22 protein-coding genes are annotated in these 19,093 nt (G+C 73.4%); 15 read left to right on the top strand and 7 right to left on the bottom strand.

Annotated elements, in window-relative coordinates; genetic code table 11:
• Nucleotides 1-60: 60 nt before the first annotated feature.
• Nucleotides 61-267, bottom strand: a complete 207-nt coding sequence (locus tag DER29_RS16320; protein WP_121398103.1) for a hypothetical protein — start codon at nucleotides 265-267, stop codon at nucleotides 61-63.
• 299 nt (nucleotides 268-566) lie between these two features.
• Here DER29_RS16320 and DER29_RS35960 point away from each other — a divergent pair, with 299 nt between their 5' ends.
• The 7 genes from DER29_RS35960 (at nucleotide 567) to DER29_RS16295 (ending at nucleotide 5,909) form a co-directional block, all read left to right on the top strand.
• Nucleotides 567-689, top strand: coding sequence for a hypothetical protein (locus DER29_RS35960; protein ID WP_255421062.1), 123 nt, complete (start codon nucleotides 567-569; stop codon nucleotides 687-689).
• A gap of 49 nt (nucleotides 690-738) precedes the next feature.
• Nucleotides 739-939, top strand: coding sequence for a hypothetical protein (locus DER29_RS16315; RefSeq protein WP_121398102.1), 201 nt, complete (start codon nucleotides 739-741; stop codon nucleotides 937-939).
• A gap of 281 nt (nucleotides 940-1,220) precedes the next feature.
• Nucleotides 1,221-2,585, top strand: a complete 1,365-nt coding sequence (locus DER29_RS16310; protein ID WP_121398101.1) for an endo-1,4-beta-xylanase — start codon at nucleotides 1,221-1,223, stop codon at nucleotides 2,583-2,585.
• A gap of 162 nt (nucleotides 2,586-2,747) precedes the next feature.
• The gene (locus tag DER29_RS16305; RefSeq protein ID WP_121398100.1) at nucleotides 2,748-3,644 is read left to right on the top strand and encodes a bifunctional helix-turn-helix transcriptional regulator/GNAT family N-acetyltransferase; all 897 of its coding nucleotides are present in this window, start codon (nucleotides 2,748-2,750) and stop codon (nucleotides 3,642-3,644) included.
• 161 nt (nucleotides 3,645-3,805) lie between these two features.
• Entirely contained in the window at nucleotides 3,806-5,119 is a 1,314-nt protein-coding gene (locus tag DER29_RS16300) for a PHB depolymerase family esterase (protein WP_121398099.1), read from the top strand.
• Nucleotides 5,120-5,223: 104 nt separating this feature from the next.
• Nucleotides 5,224-5,382 (top strand): hypothetical protein, encoded by a 159-nt coding sequence (locus tag DER29_RS34195; RefSeq protein ID WP_158619039.1) that lies wholly within the window; start codon nucleotides 5,224-5,226, stop codon nucleotides 5,380-5,382.
• Between the two features lie 8 nt (nucleotides 5,383-5,390).
• Nucleotides 5,391-5,909, top strand: coding sequence for a hypothetical protein (locus tag DER29_RS16295; protein WP_121398098.1), 519 nt, complete (start codon nucleotides 5,391-5,393; stop codon nucleotides 5,907-5,909).
• A gap of 15 nt (nucleotides 5,910-5,924) precedes the next feature.
• Here DER29_RS16295 and DER29_RS16290 read toward each other — a convergent pair whose 3' ends face one another.
• On the bottom strand, nucleotides 5,925-7,157 hold the full coding sequence (locus tag DER29_RS16290; protein WP_121398097.1) for an erythromycin esterase family protein: 1,233 nt from the start codon (nucleotides 7,155-7,157) through the stop codon (nucleotides 5,925-5,927).
• A 55-nt stretch (nucleotides 7,158-7,212) separates the two neighbouring features.
• Between DER29_RS16290 and DER29_RS16285 the strand changes: the two genes are divergently transcribed.
• The gene (locus DER29_RS16285) at nucleotides 7,213-7,995 is read left to right on the top strand and encodes a TioE family transcriptional regulator (RefSeq protein WP_199729456.1); all 783 of its coding nucleotides are present in this window, start codon (nucleotides 7,213-7,215) and stop codon (nucleotides 7,993-7,995) included.
• 36 nt (nucleotides 7,996-8,031) lie between these two features.
• Here the strand turns inward: DER29_RS16285 and DER29_RS16280 are convergent, their stop codons facing one another.
• The 4 genes from DER29_RS16280 to DER29_RS16265 all read right to left on the bottom strand — a co-directional run bounded on the left by DER29_RS16280 (nucleotide 8,032) and on the right by DER29_RS16265 (nucleotide 10,304).
• On the bottom strand, nucleotides 8,032-8,481 hold the full coding sequence (locus tag DER29_RS16280; protein ID WP_121398096.1) for a hypothetical protein: 450 nt from the start codon (nucleotides 8,479-8,481) through the stop codon (nucleotides 8,032-8,034).
• Between the two features lie 187 nt (nucleotides 8,482-8,668).
• Nucleotides 8,669-9,652 carry an NAD(P)-dependent alcohol dehydrogenase gene (locus tag DER29_RS16275; RefSeq protein ID WP_121398095.1) on the bottom strand — a complete coding sequence of 328 codons (984 nt, stop codon included), beginning with the start codon at nucleotides 9,650-9,652 and terminating at the stop codon, nucleotides 8,669-8,671.
• Nucleotides 9,649-9,882: a helix-turn-helix transcriptional regulator gene (locus tag DER29_RS16270; RefSeq protein WP_121398094.1), complete on the bottom strand. Its 234-nt coding sequence runs from the start codon at nucleotides 9,880-9,882 to the stop codon at nucleotides 9,649-9,651. Before DER29_RS16270 ends, DER29_RS16275 begins: the two co-directional genes overlap by 4 nt.
• Nucleotides 9,876-10,304 (bottom strand): hypothetical protein, encoded by a 429-nt coding sequence (locus DER29_RS16265; protein WP_121398093.1) that lies wholly within the window; start codon nucleotides 10,302-10,304, stop codon nucleotides 9,876-9,878. The genes DER29_RS16270 and DER29_RS16265 overlap by 7 nt, the downstream gene beginning before the upstream one ends.
• A 673-nt stretch (nucleotides 10,305-10,977) precedes the next feature.
• On the opposite strand from DER29_RS16265, the gene DER29_RS16260 reads away from it, so the two are divergent.
• Nucleotides 10,978-11,175, top strand: a complete 198-nt coding sequence (locus DER29_RS16260; RefSeq protein WP_121398092.1) for a hypothetical protein — start codon at nucleotides 10,978-10,980, stop codon at nucleotides 11,173-11,175.
• A 108-nt stretch (nucleotides 11,176-11,283) separates the two neighbouring features.
• Here DER29_RS16260 and DER29_RS16255 read toward each other — a convergent pair whose 3' ends face one another.
• On the bottom strand, nucleotides 11,284-11,562 hold the full coding sequence (locus tag DER29_RS16255) for a TetR family transcriptional regulator C-terminal domain-containing protein (RefSeq protein WP_148710071.1): 279 nt from the start codon (nucleotides 11,560-11,562) through the stop codon (nucleotides 11,284-11,286).
• 192 nt (nucleotides 11,563-11,754) lie between these two features.
• Here DER29_RS16255 and DER29_RS16250 point away from each other — a divergent pair, with 192 nt between their 5' ends.
• The 6 genes from DER29_RS16250 to cydC are packed head-to-tail and all read left to right on the top strand — an operon-like array spanning nucleotide 11,755 to nucleotide 19,012.
• Nucleotides 11,755-12,744: an ABC transporter substrate-binding protein gene (locus DER29_RS16250; protein ID WP_121398090.1), complete on the top strand. Its 990-nt coding sequence runs from the start codon at nucleotides 11,755-11,757 to the stop codon at nucleotides 12,742-12,744.
• Nucleotides 12,741-13,715, top strand: a complete 975-nt coding sequence (locus tag DER29_RS16245) for an iron ABC transporter permease (protein WP_121398089.1) — start codon at nucleotides 12,741-12,743, stop codon at nucleotides 13,713-13,715. The genes DER29_RS16250 and DER29_RS16245 overlap by 4 nt, the downstream gene beginning before the upstream one ends.
• A complete protein-coding gene (locus DER29_RS16240; RefSeq protein WP_121398088.1) occupies nucleotides 13,712-14,686 on the top strand; it encodes an iron ABC transporter permease in 975 nt (324 codons plus the stop codon). Before DER29_RS16245 ends, DER29_RS16240 begins: the two co-directional genes overlap by 4 nt.
• On the top strand, nucleotides 14,683-15,480 hold the full coding sequence (locus tag DER29_RS16235; RefSeq protein ID WP_121398087.1) for an ABC transporter ATP-binding protein: 798 nt from the start codon (nucleotides 14,683-14,685) through the stop codon (nucleotides 15,478-15,480). Before DER29_RS16240 ends, DER29_RS16235 begins: the two co-directional genes overlap by 4 nt.
• Nucleotides 15,477-17,198, top strand: a complete 1,722-nt coding sequence (locus DER29_RS16230; protein WP_121398086.1) for an ABC transporter ATP-binding protein/permease — start codon at nucleotides 15,477-15,479, stop codon at nucleotides 17,196-17,198. Before DER29_RS16235 ends, DER29_RS16230 begins: the two co-directional genes overlap by 4 nt.
• Nucleotides 17,198-19,012: a thiol reductant ABC exporter subunit CydC gene (gene cydC, locus DER29_RS16225; protein ID WP_121398085.1), complete on the top strand. Its 1,815-nt coding sequence runs from the start codon at nucleotides 17,198-17,200 to the stop codon at nucleotides 19,010-19,012. The genes DER29_RS16230 and cydC overlap by 1 nt, the downstream gene beginning before the upstream one ends.
• Nucleotides 19,013-19,093 lie beyond the last annotated feature (81 nt).

The raw sequence follows: 19,093 nt of genomic DNA, 5'->3' as shown, positions 1-19,093 counted from the left end.
GGTCGGCATGGTGCTCCAAGCCACGGGCCCGCGTGGTACGACGCGGGAGGCGGACGGGCTTCAGACGGCGAACGTCAGCCCGGGCGGAGCGCGGTCGGCAGACCAGGCGGGCACGCAGCCGGGGACGGCCCGCCGCGCGCACCGGAACACGATGCACAGCCCGACGGACCGGGCCGCGGCGAGCACCATGAGCAGCACGGTCAGCATCAGCAGCGCCGGCAGCGACACCCGCTTGCCGGCGCGGCGAAGGCCGTGCCGATCCTGCATGCCGACACCATAGCCGGGCGGCCCGCCGATCGACCACGCCGTCGCCGGGTGGACGGCCGTCCCCGGGATGCGCCCGCCGCTCGGCGCGTCGGTGAGCCGGCGCAGTGCTCCGGGGAGGTAGTCGCCGTCGCGCGGCGCTTCGCGTCCGTCGGCGCGCGGCGCTTCCCGACGGTGGGCGCGCGGCGCTTCGCGTCCCTGGGCGGCGCGCGGTATTGAGCGCAGGTTCCGACGGTCCGGGCCCGTCGTCCCGGCGCACCGGGCCGGTCGGCCCTGCCACCCGTGCCGGCTCCGGGCCGAGGATGGGACCGGACCTGCACCAGATTGGCGGCCGGGAGGCGGACGCCTTCTACCGGGGCCGCTGGTCCTACGACAAGGTGGTGCGCTCCACGCACGGGGTCAACCGCACCGGCTCGTGCTCCTAGAAGGTGTACGTCAAGGACGCCTCATCACCTGGGAACAGCAGCAGACCGGGTGCACGGCGTGCAGGGGTCGTACGCGATCGGGCTGATGCTGCTCTCCGACGTCGCGCTGGCCGCGGCGGTGTTCACCGCGGTGAAGATGAGCGGCCTGGCCAGGCGCGACGCCCGACCTGCGGGCGCAAGAAGCCCGGCAGCTCGCCTTGCATGTTACGGAACCTCCCCGAAAAATCCGCTCGGCGGACGTCCGCACTGATCGCGCAGAGATCAGTGCGGACGTCCGCCGCGCTTCCGCCTGTTCCGCTGACCTGGACAAGGGTGCGGGAGCATCAGAGCAGGGCCGACCTTAGCTCTCGTTAGTTTTCCGGAAATTCTTGCTCGGTCACGCGTCGCGCTGCCATACTCCACATCCACCGGGGTCGATGACAACGGCTCGCAGGCTCTCCGGCGCAGCCCGCCGAGCGGCCCCGGTCCGGCACACCCCCACCACACCGGTCCGCCCCCGACGGTGCGGAACGGCCCCCGGAAGGAGCAGGAATGATCGAGAGGTGCCACCGGGACACCCGGCCGAGAACGCGCTCGCGCACACGCGCGGCCCTCGCCGTCGCCGCCGTGGGACTGCTCGCGGCGACCGGCGCCACGGTCCTGCCCGGCGCGGCGAACGCCGGGACCACCCTGGGCGCGTCGGCGGCGGAGCGCGGCCGCTACTTCGGCGCCGCCGTCGCCGCCAACAAGCTCAGCGACAACACCTACGTCACGATCCTCAACCGCGAGTTCAACTCGGTGACGCCCGAGAACGAGATGAAGATCGACGCCACCGAGCCACAGCAGGGGCAGTTCACCTTCGCCAACGCCGACCGGATCGTCAGCCACGCCCGCAGCCGGGGCATGAGCGTGCGGGGCCACACCCTGGCCTGGCACTCGCAGCAGCCCGGCTGGATGCAGAACATGAGCGGCAGCGCGCTGCGCCAGGCGATGCTCAACCACGTCACCCAGGTGGCCACCCACTTCCGTGGTCAGGTGGTGGCCTGGGACGTGGTGAACGAGGCGTTCGCCGACGGCGGCAGCGGCGCCCGGCGCGACTCGAACCTCCAGCACACCGGCAACGACTGGATCGAGGCGGCATTCCGGGCCGCCCGGGCCGCCGATCCCGGCGCGAAGCTCTGCTACAACGACTACAACACCGACGACTGGAGCCACGCCAAGACCCAGGCCGTCTACGCGATGGTCCGCGACTTCAAGCAGCGCGGCGTGCCGATCGACTGCGTGGGCCTCCAGTCGCACTTCAACAGCGGCTCGCCCTACCCGGGCAACTACCGCACCACGTTGTCCAGCTTCGCGGCGCTCGGCGTCGACGTGCAGATCACCGAGCTGGACATAGCCGGGGCCTCGCCCACCACGTACCGCAACGTGGTCAACGACTGCCTCGCGGTCTCCCGGTGCACCGGCATCACCGTGTGGGGAATCCGGGACAGCGACTCCTGGCGGGCCTCCGACACACCGCTGCTGTTCGACAACAACGGCAACCGCAAGCCCGCGTACGACGCGGTCCTCGCCGCTCTCAACAACGGCACTCCCCCGCCGACCACGCCGCCGCCGACGACCGGCCCGACCACCCCGCCGCCGGGCGGAAGCTGCACCGCCACCCTGCGCGACGGCACCCGGTGGGGCGACCGGTTCAACAGCGACGTCACGGTCAGCGGCGCCACCAACTGGACCGTGGTCGTCGAGGTGACGCCCCCGCAGAAGGTCTCCGCCACCTGGAACGGCACCCCGAGCTGGGACGGCAGCGGAAACGTCATGACCATGCGGTCCAACGGCAGCGGCAACGTCTTCGGATTCACCACGATGGCAAACGGCACCTGGACACGCCCGCTGGTGCGCTCCTGCACCGCCTCCTGAGCGCCGGGTGACCGGACGGCCCCGGGACGGCGCCCACCGCGCCGCCCCGGGGCCGCCGGCTCGAGGGCCCGGGGGAGATGCCGGCGGTACGCGGACCCCACCGCACCCACCGCCGGGGCGGCGCTGGCGCGGACCATATATCGCTGACTAAAGTCAGCCTTCATGGAAGCGGAGCTCATCGCCGCCGTGCGGCGGTTCAACCGGACGGTGACCCAACGGGTGGGGGCGCTCGACGACGAGTACATGGCGCGCGCCCGCCCGCTCGCCCAGGCCCGCCTGCTGTGGGAGATCGGCCCCGGCGGCGCCGAGGTCGCGGCGCTGCGGTCCCGACTCGGGCTGGACTCGGGACACCTCAGCCGCCTCCTGCGCGCCCTGGAGGGCGACGGGCTCGCCACCGTCGGGCCGTCCGACCAGGTGGGCGGGGACGGGCGGGTCCGGGTCGCCACGCTCACCGACGCCGGCCGCGCCGAGTGGACCGAGCTCGACGAGCGCTCCGACGAGTTCGCCCGGTCGATCCTCGCGCCGCTGACCGGGCGACGGCGCGAGCGGCTCGTCGCGGCGATGGCCGAGGTGGAGCGGCTGCTCGTCGCGTCGATGGTGCTGATCGAGCCCTGCCCGCCGGGCGACCCACGGGCGCGTGCCTGCGTACGGGCCTACGCCCGGGAGGTGGCGCGGCGCTTCGACGGCGGGTTCGACCCGGCACGGAGCAACCCGGTCCACGACGAGGAACTCGTCCCCCCGGCCGGCGTGTTCCTGCTCGCCACCCTCAACGCCGAGCCGGTCGGCTGCGGCGCGGTGAAACTCCACCGCGACGCGCCCGCCGAGATCAAGCGGGTCTGGGTGGCGGACTCCGTACGCGGGCTCGGGATCGGGCGGCGGATGCTGAGCGAGCTGGAACGCCACGCCGCCGAGCGGGGCTGGACCGCCGTCCGGCTGGACACCAACCGCAACCTCACCGAGGCGATCGCGATGTACCAGGCGGCCGGCTACCGCGAGGTCGAGGCGTACAACACCGAGCCGTACGCCCACCACTGGTTCGAGAAGCGCCTGACGCGGTGACGGCGCGAGCGGCGGGGCGGCCGGTCGTGGGGCCGGCGCTTGCGGGACCTCCCGCATTTATAGATACTTGTCGATACTCCTGAGCCGGACGTGATCGGGCAGCCGGGCAGCCCTCGATCGGAACCCCGCCCTGTCCACCGTCCGAGGAGAGGAACCCATCCATGAGAGCCAGACTCCGACTGCTGGGCGCCGCCCTGGCCGCCGCCGCGCTGACCGCGCTGGCGGCCGTGGCGCTCGCCCCGCCGGCCTCCGCCGCGACCCTGACCGAGGTGACGAACTTCGGCCCCAACCCGAGCAACCTGCGCATGTACCTGTACGTGCCGGACTCCGTCGCGCCCCGGCCGGGGCTGCTGGTCGCGGTGCACTACTGCACCGGCACCGGCCCCGCGATGTACTCCAACACCCAGTACGCGGCGCTCGCCGACCGGTACGGCTACATCGTCGTCTACCCGTCGGTGACCCGCAGCAGCCAGTGCTTCGACGTCTCCTCACCACAGGCACTGCGCCGCGACGGCGGCAGCGACCCGGTGGGCATCAAGTCGATGGTCGACCACGTCCGGCAGCGGTACGCCGTCGACCCCGACCGGATCTTCGCCACCGGCATCTCGTCCGGCGCGATGATGACCAACGTCCTGCTCGGGCTCTACCCCGACGTGTTCAGCGCCGGGGCGGCGTTCTCCGGGGTCCCCTTCGGCTGCTTCGCCACCACGAACGGCTCCGAGTGGAACAGCGAGTGCGCCAACGGCCAGGTCACCAGGACCGCGCAGGAGTGGGGGGACCTGGTCCGCAACGCCAATCCGGGCTACACCGGGCGCCGGCCCCGGATGCAGACGTGGCACGGGACCAACGACGAGGTGCTGCGCTACCCGAACTTCGGCGAACAGATCAAGCAGTGGACGAACGTGCACGGGCTGAGCCAGACGCCGACGTACACCGACAGCCCGCAGGCCGGCTACACCCGCACCCGCTACGGCGGCAGCGGCGACCGGGCGCCGGTCGAGGCGATCAGCATGCAGGGGGTGCCGCACAACCTGCCGGTCGACGCCGCGCAGGCGATCCGCTTCTTCGGGCTCGACACCACCGCGCCTCCGACCACCGCGCCTCCCACGACGGCGCCGCCGACGACCCCGCCGCCGTCCACTCCCCCGCCCTCGCCGGGCGCCTGCCGGGTGGGCTACACCGTCAACGCCTGGAACGCCGGCCTGACCGCCTCGGTCACCGTCACTAACACCGGCACCACGACGGTGAACGGCTGGTCGCTGGCCTTCACGCTGCCCGCCGGCCAGAGCATCACCGGCGGTTGGAACGCGACGTACGCCCCGACCAGCGGCGCGGTCAACGCCCGCAACGTCTCCTACAACGCCACCATCGCGCCCGGCGCGTCGGTCAGCGTCGGCTTCCAGGCCACCCACACCGGCGACACGGGACGGCCCTCCTCGTTCACCCTCAACGGCGCTACCTGCACGATCGCCTGAACCGGCCCGGGGCGGCGCCGGCGCCGCCCCGGGCCGCGGGAGCCGGCGCGTGACGTACGGCGAATGGGAGGTCCTCGTTGTCATCCTCCCGCGATGCGTGGACCGTGGCCCGACGGAGCCTTGCCGTGCTGGCCGGCTGGTACGCGTTCGCCGTGCTCGCGCCGGTGGCGGCGGCGACCTGGATCCTCGGCCCGGAGTTCGTGGGGTCGGGTCCGGGACGGACCGGCACCAGCGCGGACGCGACCTCCCACCCGACTGCTTGAATGAGTGCGTGACTGACTCGCACGCGGTGCAGCCCCTGAGCTTTGGATACTCGTTCGACGTCAGGGACGCGCGCCGGCTGCGGTTGCTCGATGAGCGCGGTGCCGAGCTCACGATCGTGGAGCCTCGCCGCGGCGCGGAGAAGGCGGCGTGGCCGCCCCGGTCACGGATGCCGGCCTTCCAGGCCGACACCGTCGCGGTCACGCTGACCACCGGTGAACGGTTCGAGTTCGTCAATGGCAGGAGCGCGCCCTGCCGCCGACGCAATGCCGGCACCACGTGGACGCTCCGGGGACGCCGGTACGAGGTCGTCCACACGAGCTCGCGCCGGGCGCAGCTCCGCCGGGACGGGGTGGTCCTCGCCTCGGCGCGTTCCTCCTCCCGCCGGTACGGCCCCGTCCGCACCACCCTCGAAGCGGAGTGCGACGTTGCGGACCGGATCGGGGTCGTGCTCCTCGAACAGGTCGTCCGCCCCGGCCGGCCGATGGCGTTCTTCGCCGCTCTCGACATGCTTGCGATGTCCGGGTGAGGCCGATGGCCGTCGTCACCCGTCCGGGGCACCGTTGCGAGGAGCCTGGCCCGGCCGGGCGTCCCTGACGAACAGGATCCCGTCGGTGCCGGCCACGTGGGCCGGGTCGAGCGGGGAGTAACCGAACCAGGGCGACACCCGGGCAGCGGGCGTCCTGTCGGCGAGGGCGGTGGCCAGTCGGCGGGCGTCGACGAGGTGACGCTCCCCTGGCAGCGCGTACAGCAGCCCCTCGACGGTGTCCGGCGGCGGGGTGTCGACTCCCTGGTGGCGGATCGTACCGATGGCGGTGGCGAGGAAGGCGTACTCCTCGCCCAGGTGCGCGTCGACGATCGCGCCGGCGCTCCACCACTCCACCGGCACGCCGCCCATCCGCATCCTGCTCCTGTTCCGCTGGAGATGGCCGTTGTGGGCGTTCACCAGTGCCGGACCCCGTCCGGCGATGGCGAGCAGGTTGGCGGCCATCATCGAGTCCCGCACGCCGAGCAGCCGCGCCATGCGGCTCGGTGACGTGTCGGCCATCGCGTGGTGGTAGCGCAGCAGGCCGATGGCGGTACGCCCGTACAGGCGCACCCGGTGCCAGTCCTCCCGTGCGGACACGGCAAGCAGGTGTGGCGTCTGCGCGTCGAGCAGGGCCACCAGCTCGTCGGCGAGCAGCCGCAGCCGTCCGGCGTCGGGCGTCCGCCCCACGGACCGGGACGGGTCCATCATCGCGGCGGGATCGGTCCACCGATCGTCGGCGCCGAGCAGGCGGTCGAGCGTCTCCGCGGCGCAGGGAAGCAGGCCGGCGTCGACCCGGGCGGCGAGGTAGGCGTGGAGCGCGGTGAGGGCCTGCCGAGGGCTCGCGGCGCCGGTGATCTCCAGCGGGCCGTCGAATCCGGCGAACCGCAGTTGCTCCGACGAAGGCCGGCCGTCGTTGTACGCGCGCATCCACCGCACCAGCTCACGGTTGGCCGCGAAGGCGCCCCACCCGTGGCTGAACCCGCGCTCCATGACGTCGTCGAGGAGGCCGGCGCCCGAGGTGAGGTGGTCGTCCACGACCAGGCCCATCAGGCAGTCGCTCTCGATGGCGATCGTCCGGTAACGCCCCTGCTCGACGAGTTGCCGGAAGAGATCGTTGCGCAGGTCGAGCAGGACGTCCTCGCCGTGGGTGGGCTCGCCCAGGGCGAGCAGCCGCGGCCTGGTCGGGAGCAACCCCATGACGGCAGCGGCGTCGACGACATGGGCGGCCTCTGCGATACCAGCAGTCATGCCCTAAACGGTATCGTTGAACCAACGGTGCAAACTTCTCGTCGACGTCAGCGGGATGATGGGGCCAAACCTTCAAAGCAGCGGCAGGCTCAGGCCGGTCGACCTGGCGCGCGCGCACGGCCTGTCGACACAGGCGGTCAGGAACTACGAGGCGGCCGGCATCCTTCCCGCCGCCGGACGCACCCCGCACGGCTACCGCACCTACACGCCGCTGCACGCGCAGGCACTGCACGCGTTCCTCGCCCTCGTGCCCGGGCACGGGCACGCGACGGCCACGGCGATCATGCAGGCGGTCAACCGGGACGCGACCGAGGACGCGCTCCGGCTCATCGACGAGAGCCACGCCCAGCTTCTCGACGACCGCCGCACCCTCCAGGCCGCGGAAGCCGCTGTCGGCGACCTCGATCCGGTGCCGCAGGAACGGAGCACCACGTTCGTCGGCCCCCTGTCCAGAAGGCTCGGCGTCCGCCCGGCCACCCTCCGCAAGTGGGAACGCGCCGGCCTGGTCCAGCCGCGCCGCGACCCGCAGACGGGCTACCGGGTCTACCACGCCGCCGACGTGCGCGACGCCCGGCTGGTCCACCAGCTCAGACGGGGCGGCTACCTGCTGGCGCAGATCGCCCCGCTGATCGCTCAGGTCCGCTCCGCCGGGGGCGTCGCGCCGCTCGAGTCGATGCTGCGCGACTGGCACGCCCGCCTCTCCGCCAGGAGCCGCGCCATGCTGGCCGGCGCTGCCGCCCTGGACGCCTACCTCGACAGCCGGCCGGCCCCGCCCGGCGACGAGCCGAGCGCCTCGCCGGCGACGGATCCGGTCCCGCCGCCAGAGGGCTCCCGCTGATCGTCGCCGTCGTCGGTCAGGCGGTCGCCGCCCGCCTCACCGTCCCTCTCGGGCCCGATCATCCGCCGGTCGGTCACCCGGTCGCCGTACGAGCAGTTGCCAGTAGTCGCCCGGGCGGTCGTGCGCCGTGAGCCACCGCCGGAGCGCCTCGATCGACGACGGGTGCGAGGCCGAGCTGACCTCGTACCACCTGTGGAGCAGCAGCTCGTGTATCCGGACAGCCTGCGCGGCGTACTCGAGCACCCAGTCGTCCACGGCCCGGACGACGGCCACTTCCTCGGCCCGTCCCCGGAGCAACGCGGTGCAGTCGATGTCCGTGGCGATCTGGATCCCGCCGGCGACGGCGAGGACGCAGAACTCGACGGTCCGGTCCCCCGGTCCCACCTCGACCGTCTGCGCGAAGACGAGGGCGTCGTCGCCCGGGGGCACGAGCATGCCCTCGCCGGCCGCCCCGGGTGGGACCACGTAGTGAACCCAGAACGTCATGGGCAGATGCTATCCACCCCCGTAGGGCTGCCCCGGCGCGCTCTCCTGCCGTGCCGGCGCACCCGACAGGACGGTCACGGCGGCCGGCGAGGCGTGGGTCCGTGGTGCCGGGCGGGCGCAGCCGACCGCCCGGCGGATGGTCGGGACGGGGTGGCCACGTCATCGGCGCCCGCCTCGGTGCAGGACTCTACCGGCGGCCGGCAGCTGTGACGACGACCTTCCCCGCGGGGTGGCCCTGGGCGAGGTAGCGCATCGCGTCGGGCGCGTCGGCGAGAGCGTAGCTGCGGTCGATGACCGGGGTGACCGAGCCTGCCTCGACGAGGGTGGTCAGTTCCTCGAGATCCTCGTGACGCTCCCGAGCGGCCACGCCGCGCACTCGCTGGCTGCCGGACAGTGAGAGCAACGGCGCGGCCATCTGGCGTTGGAAGCCGCCGAGCAGCCAGCCTGTGGCGTGGCCGCCACCGACGAGGGCGATCGTCCCGCGCGGCGTGGTCGCGCGCCGGAGCAGCGACAACGGCCGGTTGCCGGCGGTGTCGATGATGACGTCGTATCGCGCGCCGCCACGGTCGATCTCGTGCCGGGTGTAGTCGATAACGTCCTCGGCACCGAGGGAACGCACCAGCTCGATCTTCGAGGTGCTGCAGACGCCGGTCACGCCTGCCCCGTACACCTTGACCAGCTGGACGGCGAACGACCCGACGCCCCCGGCCGCGCCGGTGATCAGCACCCGCTGTCCAGGCTGCACGCGTGCGTCGCGGATGCTCTGTAGCGCGGTCACCGCGGAGATGGGCATCGCTGCCGCCTGCTCGAAGGTGAGGTTGGCCGGCTTGGGTGCCACCCGGTGCTGCCGTGCTGTCGCGTACTGGGCGAACGAGCCGCTCTGACAGGTGCCGTACACCTCGTCGCCGGCGCGCAGGCGGGTCACGCCGGCGCCGACGGCCACCACCACACCGGCGACGGCCCGACCGAGCACCGCGACCCTGGGCCGGCGCAGCCCGGCCGCGAGCCGCACCGCCATGGGCCGGCCGGTCATGAAGATCCACACGCCTGGGTCCAGGCTGGCGGCGCGTACCTCGATGAGCACCTCGTCGACTCCGATCGAGGGTTTGTCGACCTCGCGGAGTTCGAGTGCGTCGGCCGGGCCGTACACGTCGCGGACGATCGCCTTCATGACTTCTCCTCGGGGGAGTCGGGGTACTGGAACACGTCGTCGAGCGGAACGCCGAACACCCGGGCGATCCGGAAGGCCATTTCCAGGGATGGCGAATAGCGGCCCTGCTCGATGGCGAGGAGGGTCTGCCGGGTCACGCCGATGCGCTCGGCGAGCTCGGCCTGGGTCATCTCGCCGTGCGCGAAGCGCAGCGCGCGGATGCAGTTGGTGACCTGCGTCGGCTTCACCACTGCGGGAAGCTCCTGCGGTACACGACGACCTTGGTGATGCCACCGACGATGGCCGACAGCACGAAGCACAGGTAGATGACGTTGGCGATCCAGAACCGGTCCCAGTCCGCCATGGCCATGACCATCGCGGCGACCGCGCCGATGACGACGAACGACTGGCCGACGTGGTCGCCGAGCCGGCCGATCTCGCGGTCCCGCACGTCCTTGGCGCGCGGCGCGCGCGGATTCACGACGGCCATGCCGATCTCCGCCACGATCGACGCGACGATGGCCGCGCCGACCGTCCACACCAGGGCGCTTGCGTACGGCACGTCGGGCAGCGAGTGGCCATCGACGCGGCTGACGATGAGGGCCACGTAGGCGGAGTAGCCGAACATGGCGACGACCAGCCTGATCCAGGCGCGTTTCTCTTCGTGCGTCATGACAGGCCCTCCCAATGTCTAAGATTCTTGACATCACGAAGGTACCGAATCTTTGACCTCATGTCTAGAAATCTTTACATGGGCCTTGGAGCCAGACCATTCGGCTGACCGGGCGGTCCGACCCCGCGAGCCGGCGCCCGCCCGCTGACGAGTGCAGCCGCGACTCGCGTCTTTGGGGGTGTCCCGACCACCCGGCCCACGCACTGGCACCACCAATGCTGGCCACCAAACCCGCGCAGGGGCCGCCCTGCCCCGTTCGGGCGGACGCCGAGGGGTGGGCACGGCAATACGCCTATGTCACGGCCCTGATGGACGCGCTGGGCTGAGCCGAGGCGGCCCGGGCGCGGCCTGGACCTCAGCTCTCGGGACCAGCTGCACAGCGGTTCCACCGGAGTCATCGACTCCGACACCACGATCGGCGTACCCGCCGCAGGATCCCACCTCGCCAGCAAGCCGGAGAACTTCGCAACGCCCGGACCTGCGATCTCGCCAACCCTGTGGACTTTCGGCACGTCTACGTGCAGGTGGAGAGCCTCGCCGCAGCTACCGGCGCGCGGTCCCCTGGGTGATGCGTTCAGCCGGGGAGACCGGGCCATGGCCCGCAACACCACCCGCTCGAGGGCAGAGCTCCGCACGCCGCGTCGCGCGCTCGCGGGGGACGCACCGTCGAGGGGTGGACGTGCTGCTGCGCGGCGGGCCGGGTGACGGACAGGTGGTGCCCGGCGGCGGGAAAGTCGTCGTGTGGCAGGCCCGCCTGTACGAGATCACGACCAAGTACAGCCACCGGCGCGGCCGAGACCTCAGGATCTACCGGCACCGCCCCGACTGCTGCGAGCCGTCCGACCGAGGCGCCGAAGACCGCTGCGAGTGACCACCCCGCGCTGACGGGGTCGGCAGATGATCACCACGACGCCACCGAGCCTGGTCGAGTCGACGGGGTGCCACGCACAGCGAACCGTGGATTGCGCACGGCCTGTCGTTATCCGCGACTCGGGATGACTGCCAGGGCGGCCTCGGCGAGCCCTTGAAGCTGCCGAGTGTCGGCGCCGTCGCGCGCCTGGACGGACATGCCTTGAATCACCGCGGCGAGCGCCCTGGCCAGGCTCTCGGTGTCGGCTTCCTCGGGAAGCTCCCCCTGTTCCAGGGCGTCGTCGCAGCGGTTGCGGATCATGTCCAGCGCGCGTTCGCGCTCGATGCGGACGGCCTCGGCCGCGACGCGTGCATCCGGGCTCGTGGCCAGCATGCCCGTCGAGATCATGCAGCCGCGCCCGGGACCGGTGGTGAACTCGCGGGCGGCGCGGCTCAGGTACTCGGCGACGGCTCGGCGGTCATCGCCCGCCGGTCCTCGGTGCGGATCGCGGCCTGGCCGGCGAGCTCCCCACCCCACGACGTAATCGCTTATGACAACCGTTATCGTTACCGGGTTGCCTCTGCTTCCCAACGAAAGTTCATGGTTGTGACACGACTACGTCTCGCCCTGTCCGCCCTGCTCGCCGCTGGTGCCACGCTGACCGGCTGCGGTGGCTCCTCCGCACCGTCGCAGCCCGCTGCCGCCGTCGCGCCTTCCGCGCCGCCGGTGGAGGCGGTGACCCACACGTTGAGCCTGACCGACGCACGAGGGCAGACGGTCAGCCTGAAGTCGAAGCCGGACCGGATCGTCTGCCTGACCGGGTTGTGCGACGACGCGCTGGTGGAACTGGGTCTGACGCCGGCGGCGACCACCACGCCGAAGCTCGTCGCCCGTCCCGACTACCTCGGGGAGGCCGGCAAGGCCGTGCCCACCCTGCCGGGCATGTTCGGCAACGAGGACGTGGCGGCGATCGCCGCCACGAAGCCGGACCTCGTCATGGGTCTCGCTGGAGCGCACGACCAGCTTCGCCCGGCGATCGAGAAGTTCGCGCCGCTGTGGCTGGTCGAGGTGAAGACGTACGAGGACTCGGTGCGCTACCTGCGCGACGTGGCGGCGCTCACCGACCGCGGCGCCCAGCAGGTGCGGGCCGAGCGGGCGTTCCGCGACCGGCTCGCCGCCGCCCGGGCCACCTCGACCGAGCGTGGACTGAACAAGACGACCGCGCTGGCGATGTACGGCGGCACGTCGATCGGGGTCAACACCTCCGACGACCTGCTCGGCCACCTGCTGTCGCAGGTGTTCGACTACCCGTGGCCGAGCAAGGGCGGCGGCTTCGACACCGCGCAGGCGTACAACGTGGAGGAGATCCTCACGCGCGACCCGGACATCGTGTTCATCCAGTCGTTCACCTTTGGCCCGGACGCCAGGACGGTGTCGGCCCAGTACGCCGCCAACCCCGTGTGGAAGCGGATCACGGCAGTGCGGGAGGGCCGGGCGCACGAGGTGCCTGCGGAGCTGTGGGCCTCGGGCCGGGGCACCCGCGCGTTGGGGTTGATTCTCGACGAGGCGGTCGCCAAGGCGACCGCATGACGGCGCTCGGAGTCGCCGTGCCCCGGCCGGTGCCGCGCTGGTCGGCGGCGTTGACGCTGGTGGCCGCCCTCGCCGTCGCGGTCGGGTCGACCCTGGGCGTGAGCCTGCCCGCAGAGGCGGACGTCGCGCGGGTGGTGCTGTGGGAGCTGCGGATGCCACGGCTGCTGCTCGCCCTCCTGGGCGGCGCGGCGGTCGGGGCGGCGGGACTGCTGATGCAGGCGGCACTGCGCAATCCGCTGGCCGTGCCGGAACTGTTGGGGGTGTCCACCGGCGGTGCCCTGGCAGCGGCGGTGACGGTGGTCTGGGCGTTGCCGGTCCCGGTGGCGCTACAGCCGGTGGTGGCGCTGGTCGGGGCGGTGTGTGGGGGTGCGGTGTGTCTGGCGGCTGCCGGCACGGGTCGCGGCCCGGGCGCGGTGCTGCTGATCGGCGCGGCGGTCTCCACCGCGTTGCAGGCGGTACTGCTGACCGTGATGGCGGCTGCCGACCGGCTGCAGTACGACACGCTGTTCCGGTACCTGGTCGGCAGCCTCACGGGCATCACCTGGGACCACGCCCGGCTGACGCTGCCGTGGTTGCTGGCGTGCGTGCCGCTGGCCGTGCTGGCGTTGCCCGCGCTCGGGGTGCTGCGTCTCGGTGACGAGGCGGCAGCGGCCGTCGGGCTGCACGTGGGCCGGGCTCGGATCGCCGTGCTGGGGCTCGCCGCCGTCCTGGTCGCCGTGGTGGTGGGACCGTGCGGACCGATCGCGTGGATCGGATTCGTCGCGCCCCACGCTGCCCGCCGGCTGCGCCCGGCCGCCGACGCGCGCCTCCTGCTGCCCTGGGCGGCGGCGATCGGCGCGCTGTTCACCACGGTCGCCGACCTCGCCGCTCGACACGTCTTCGCTCCGGCGGAGACTCCGCTCGGCGCGTGGACGGCGGCCGTCGGCATCGTCGCCGGGTTGCTCATGCTGGCGCGACGGAGCACGTCGTGAGGTGGTGGTGGGCGGTCGGGGCGCTGCTCGCGGCGGCCGTCGCGGAACTGGCCGTGGGCAACGGCGTGGACTGGCCGCAGCTGGACCCCCTGGAGCAGCGGATACTCGTCGAGCTGCGGCTGCCTCGCCTGGTCACCGCACTACTCGCCGGTGCCGGGCTGGGTGCGGCCGGGCTGCTGTTGCAGGCCGTGTTGCGCAACCCGCTGGCCGCGCCGGAGCTGACGGGGGTGAGTCCGGGCGCGGTGCTCGGCGTGCTCACCGGCATCCAGATCGGGCTGGTGCCCGCGGACTCGGCCTCCGGCGCGCTCTTCGCCGCGCTGGCCGGCGGCGCCCTCGGTGGCGCGCTCATGTGGCTGCTGGCGCGGCACGGCTCGACGACGGAGGTGGCGGCGTACGGGTTGCTCGGGTCGGCGGCGCTGGCCGGGGTCACCACGCTGTTGCTGGCGTACCAGCCGGGTCGGTTCGGCAACGCGATGCGCTGGCTCGTCGGCTCGACCGACGGCCGGGTCTGGGCGCACGTGCAGACCGCGTGGCCGTGGCTGGTCGCGTCGCTGGTGCTGGCCTGGCTGTGCTCGGCCCCGCTGAGCGTGCTGGCCGCCGGTGACGGGCACGCCGTCGCGCTCGGTGTGCCGCCCCGCACGGCCCGCGCGGTCGGCCTCGCGTTGGCCGTGGCGTTGGCTGCCGGGGCCGTCGCGCTGGCCGGCGCGCTGGCCTTCGTCGGGCTGGTCGTGCCACACGTGGCCCGGGCGATGTGCGGGGCGGACCTGCGCCGGGCGTTGCCGGCCGGCGCGCTGGTCGGGGCGAGCGCGGTCGCGGGTGCGGACGCGCTCGCGCAGGTGTTGACGGTGATGGTGCAGTCCGGATCGGCCGCACAGCGGCTGGGCGTGCCGGCGGGCGCGGTGACCGCGCTGCTCGGGGCGGTGGCCCTGGTCGTCGTGGCACGCAGGTCGTCTCACGTGGAGGTGTCATGACGCAACCGGTGTTCGCGGCGGAGGAGGTCCGGTACCGGTACCGGGACCGGCCGGTGCTCGACGGGGTGTCCCTGGTCGTCCGTCCCGGCGAGTGCGTGGCGCTCGTGGGCCGCAACGGCTGCGGCAAGTCGACCCTGCTGCGGCTGCTCGCCGGCATCGACCCGCCGCAGAGCGGGCGGGTCCTGCTGCGCGGCCGCCCGGCACACGCGATGCGTCGGCGGGACGTGGCGCGGCAGGTGGCCGTGCTGCACCAACAGCTACCGCCGATGCCGGGGATGACCGTGCGACAACTCGTCGCGCAGGGCCGCTACCCGCACCGGGGGCCGTTGGGGATGCTGTGGCGCCCGGAGGACGCCGAATCGGTCGCCGCACTCGACGCGGCGGACGTGGCGGGGCTCGCCGCGCGGGAGGTGGACACGCTCAGCGGCGGGGAACGCCAGCGGGTCCGCCTCGCGCTCGCGCTCGCGCAGCAGACCCCGGTGCTGCTGCTGGACGAGCCGACCACCTTCCTCGACGTACGGCACCAGTTGGAGGTGCTGTCGCTGGTGCGCCGCCTGCATGCCGAGCGGGGCCTGACCGTGGTGGCGGTGCTGCACGAACTGGATCACGCCGCCCGGTTCACCGACCGGGTCGTGGCGCTGGCCGAGGGCAGGGTCGCCGCCGACGGGCCGCCCACCGAGGTGGTCACCTCGGAGCTGCTCGCCACCGTGTTCGGCGTACGCGGCCGGGTGGTCACCGACGCGCACACCGGCACCGTCCGGGCGCTGGCGGACACCCCGCTGGAGGCGGCGTGATCGTCCATCGGGAGTTGGTGCGCCTCGGCGGCGCCGTCGCCGCACCGGTGGCCGGGTGCGCGGCGCTCGGCGTGGCGGTCTCGGCCGCGTACGTCGGTCAGGCCCTGCTGCTCGCCGCGGCGCTGGCGGCGGTGTCGCGCCGCGACCTCGACGCCACTCCCCCGCTGCTGGCCGGAGTGCTCGCCGTGATCGTGACCCGGGCCCTGCTGCTGTACTGGCGGGAGGTCGCGACCGCCACGGCGGGCGCCCGGATCCGGGCCCGGCTGCGCGACCGGTTGGTGGCGCGGCTGGCCGAGCTGGGCCCGGCCTGGCTGACCGGGGCGCGCACCGGGCGCACCCAGGCCACGCTGGTCGACGGCGTGGAAGGGCTCGACGCCTACTACAGCCGCTACGTCCCGCAGGTGCTCGTCACGGTGGCCGTCCCGACGGCGCTGGTGGGGTGGCTGGCCACCGTCGCGCCTGTCGCCGCGACGCTGCTCGGCACCGCCGTGCTGCTGGTGCTGACCGTCCCACGGGTGTGGGACGCCACCCTCCTGCGCCGGGGCCGGGGACGGTGGGCGGCCTTCACCGCGCTCGCCGCCGACTTCCTCGACACCCTCCAGGGCGCCGCGACCCTGCGGGCCTTCGGCGCGGTCGGCCGCATGCGCGACCGCATCGAGGCGCGCAACCACGACCTGCACGTCACCACCATGACGCAGCTGCGGCTGTCGTTGATCGAGAGCGGGATCAGCGCCCTGCTCATCCAGGCCGGGCTCGCCGCGGCGACCGTCGCCGCGGCCGTGGCCGCGAGCGGCGGCCGGGCCGACGCGAGCACCGCGTTCCTGGTGCTGCTGGTCTCGGTGGAGTGCTTCCGGCCGGTACGCGACCTGGGCGCGCACTGGCACGCCGGCTACCTCGGCATCACCGCCGTCGACGGCCTCACCGACCTGCTCACCGCGCCGGCCCCGGTGACACACACCGGCCGCCTCGCCCCCCGTTTCACCGAGGGCCCGGCGGTCGCCGTCGAGGCGGTCAGCTACCGCTACCCCGACCGGGAGTCGCCGGCGGTGCGGGACGTGACGCTGCGGCTGGCCCCCGGCGAGACCGTCGCAGTGGTCGGCCGGTCCGGCGCGGGCAAGTCGACCCTGGCCAGCCTGCTGCTGCGGCACCTCGACCCGCACACCGGCCGGATCACCGTGGACGGCGTCGACCTGCGCGACCTCACGCGGGACGCGCTGCACCGGACGGTGACCGTGGTCGCGCAGGAGACGTACCTGTTCCATGGCACGGTGGCGGAGAACCTGCGCCTGGCCCGCCCGGACGCCACCGACGCCGACCTGCGGGCCGCGGCCCGCGCCGCCGGCGCACACGACTTCATCACGGCCCTGCCCGACGGGTACGCGACAGCCGTGGGCGAGCGCGGCACCACCTTCTCCGGCGGGCAGCGGCAGCGACTGGCCATCGCCCGCGCGCTGCTCGCCGACACCCCGGTGCTCGTCCTCGACGAGGCCACCTCCCACCTGGACAGACGACAGGAAGCCGAGATCGTGACGGCGCTTGCCGACGCCACGCGCGGGCGCACCTGCCTGGTCATCGCCCATCGGCTCGCCAGCGTCCGGCACGCCGACCGGATCGCGCTGATGCGCGACGGCCGGATCACCGCTACCGGCAGCCACGACGACCTGCTGCGCACCACCCGCGCCTACGCAGAGCTCGTCACCGCGCAGGAGGTGCACTGATGGTCACGACGGAGCTCGCACCCGGCCCGGCCGCCCCGTCGACCGGCCATGCCGCGCAGCCCGGACCCGACGGCCGGCAGCCCGGTGCGCTGCGGCGGCTGCTGCCCGCAATCGCGGGGCACTCCGGGGCCTTCTGGGCGACCCTGGCGGCGAACCTCGTCGGACAGCTCGCCACCGCCGGCGCGGCGGTCCTCGGCGCATGGCTGCTCGGACGGGCGGTGACCGGGGATCCCACACCGGTCGACGTGGTCGCCGCGGTGCTCGGCGGACTGGTGGCGGTCATCGCCGCGGCCACCTGGTGGGAGATGCTCGTCTCGCACGACCTGGCCTACCGGGTCCTGGCCGACCTGCGACTGCGGGTCTACGACGCGATCACCCGGATCGCGCCCGGCGGACTGGCCGGCAGGCGCTCCGGTGACCTCACCACCGTCGCGCTGTCCGACGTGGAGACCCTGGAATGGCTCTTCGCGCACACGATCGCGCAGCTGCTGACCGCCACCGTCGTCCTGACCGCCGGCACGCTGTTCGCCGCGTCGATCGACCCGTGGTTGCCCGCCGTGGTGCTGCCGCTGGCCGGCCTGATCACGGTGGTGCCGTGGCTGCTGCGTCGCCACGCCGACCGGCACGGCACGCGCGTCCGGGCGGCGACCGCCAGCATGACGGCCGACATCGTCGACACCGTGCAGGGCCTGCGGGAGCTGACCGTCTTCGGGGCGATGGACCGGCAGCGCGCCCACCTGGCCGCGCGGACCCGGCAGCTCGGCCGGGCGCAGCGGGCCAACGCCGCCCGGGCGGGCCTGGAGACGGCGCTCATCGACGCGCTGCTGGCCGTGGCCGGCGTCGGCGGGCTGCTGGTCGTGGCCGACGGTGTCGGTACGGGCCGTCTGGACCCCGCACTCGCACCGATTGCGGTGGTCCTCGCCGGAACCGTGCTCGGCCCGGCAGCCCAGGTCGCGCTGCTACTCAAGCAGGCCGGCGTCCTCCGCGCCGCAGCGGACCGCATCGACGCCTTGCTGCGCGCCCCGGCACCGGTCACCGCCCCGACCGCCCCACTGCCGGCGCCCGCCGGTGGTGAGGTGGCCTTCGACGACGTGCACTTCGGCTACCTGCCCGGCCGCCCGGTGCTGTCGGGCGTCTCGTTCACGATCCGTCCCGGCGAGACCGTCGCCCTGGTCGGCGCCTCCGGCGTCGGCAAGTCCACCTGCGTCCACCTGCTGTTGCGCTACGCCGACCCCACCGCTGGCCGGATCACCGTCGGCGGCGTCGACCTGCGGGACCTCGCCGACACCGATCTCCGGCGCACGGTGACCGTCGTGCCCCAGGACGTGCATCTCCTCCCCGGGTCGATCGCCGACAACATCCGCCTGGGCCGGCCCGACGCCACCGACACCGACCTGCGGCGAGCCGCCGGCACCGCACAGGTCAGCGCGTTCGCCGACGACCTGCCGCGCGGGCTGGAGACCCCCGTCGGGGAACGGGGCGGCGCCCTCTCCGGTGGCCAGCGCGCCCGGGTCGCCGTCGCCCGCGCACTGCTCACCGAGGCGCCGATCCTCGTCCTCGACGAGGCCGTGGCGAACCTCGACGCGCGCACCGAGCGTGACCTGGCTGAGGCCCTCGACGCCGCCCGCGCCGGGCGGACGACCCTGGTGATCGCCCACCGCCTGTCCACGATCATGCGCGCCGACCGCGTTGTGATGCTCGACGCCGGCCGCGTCGTCGCCGATGGCACCTTCGAAGACCTGCGCGACCGGCAACCCCTGGCCGGCCTGTTGGCCGATCAACTCTCGGTCCACCGGCACGCACCACACCCTTGACTCCCCGGTAACGGACCGTCGCTGCGGCGGCGAAGCGTGTGACGTGGCGAGAGGAGATCATCAACCGGATTCCGGATCTGC

Origin of the sequence: Micromonospora sp. M71_S20 (assembly GCF_003664255.1) — a bacterium.
Lineage (GTDB): Bacteria > Actinomycetota > Actinomycetes > Mycobacteriales > Micromonosporaceae > Micromonospora.
This window is presented reverse-complemented; position numbering and strand designations above follow the sequence as displayed.

What these genes read in the sequence shown, in the direction of transcription:
- DER29_RS16320 (WP_121398103.1), bottom strand. Translation starts at nt 267, where the DNA reads ATGCAGGATCGGCACGGCCTTCGCCGCGCCGGCAAGCGGGTGTCGCTG.
- DER29_RS35960 (WP_255421062.1), top strand. Translation starts at nt 567, where the DNA reads ATGGGACCGGACCTGCACCAGATTGGCGGCCGGGAGGCGGACGCCTTC.
- DER29_RS16310 (WP_121398101.1), top strand. Translation starts at nt 1,221, where the DNA reads ATGATCGAGAGGTGCCACCGGGACACCCGGCCGAGAACGCGCTCGCGC.
- DER29_RS16305 (WP_121398100.1), top strand. Translation starts at nt 2,748, where the DNA reads ATGGAAGCGGAGCTCATCGCCGCCGTGCGGCGGTTCAACCGGACGGTG.
- DER29_RS16300 (WP_121398099.1), top strand. Translation starts at nt 3,806, where the DNA reads ATGAGAGCCAGACTCCGACTGCTGGGCGCCGCCCTGGCCGCCGCCGCG.
- DER29_RS16290 (WP_121398097.1), bottom strand. Translation starts at nt 7,157, where the DNA reads ATGACTGCTGGTATCGCAGAGGCCGCCCATGTCGTCGACGCCGCTGCC.
- DER29_RS16285 (WP_199729456.1), top strand. Translation starts at nt 7,213, where the DNA reads ATGATGGGGCCAAACCTTCAAAGCAGCGGCAGGCTCAGGCCGGTCGAC.
- DER29_RS16280 (WP_121398096.1), bottom strand. Translation starts at nt 8,481, where the DNA reads ATGACGTTCTGGGTTCACTACGTGGTCCCACCCGGGGCGGCCGGCGAG.
- DER29_RS16275 (WP_121398095.1), bottom strand. Translation starts at nt 9,652, where the DNA reads ATGAAGGCGATCGTCCGCGACGTGTACGGCCCGGCCGACGCACTCGAA.
- DER29_RS16265 (WP_121398093.1), bottom strand. Translation starts at nt 10,304, where the DNA reads ATGACGCACGAAGAGAAACGCGCCTGGATCAGGCTGGTCGTCGCCATG.
- DER29_RS16255 (WP_148710071.1), bottom strand. Translation starts at nt 11,562, where the DNA reads ATGATCTCGACGGGCATGCTGGCCACGAGCCCGGATGCACGCGTCGCG.
- DER29_RS16250 (WP_121398090.1), top strand. Translation starts at nt 11,755, where the DNA reads ATGGTTGTGACACGACTACGTCTCGCCCTGTCCGCCCTGCTCGCCGCT.
- DER29_RS16245 (WP_121398089.1), top strand. Translation starts at nt 12,741, where the DNA reads ATGACGGCGCTCGGAGTCGCCGTGCCCCGGCCGGTGCCGCGCTGGTCG.
- DER29_RS16235 (WP_121398087.1), top strand. Translation starts at nt 14,683, where the DNA reads ATGACGCAACCGGTGTTCGCGGCGGAGGAGGTCCGGTACCGGTACCGG.
- cydC (WP_121398085.1), top strand. Translation starts at nt 17,198, where the DNA reads ATGGTCACGACGGAGCTCGCACCCGGCCCGGCCGCCCCGTCGACCGGC.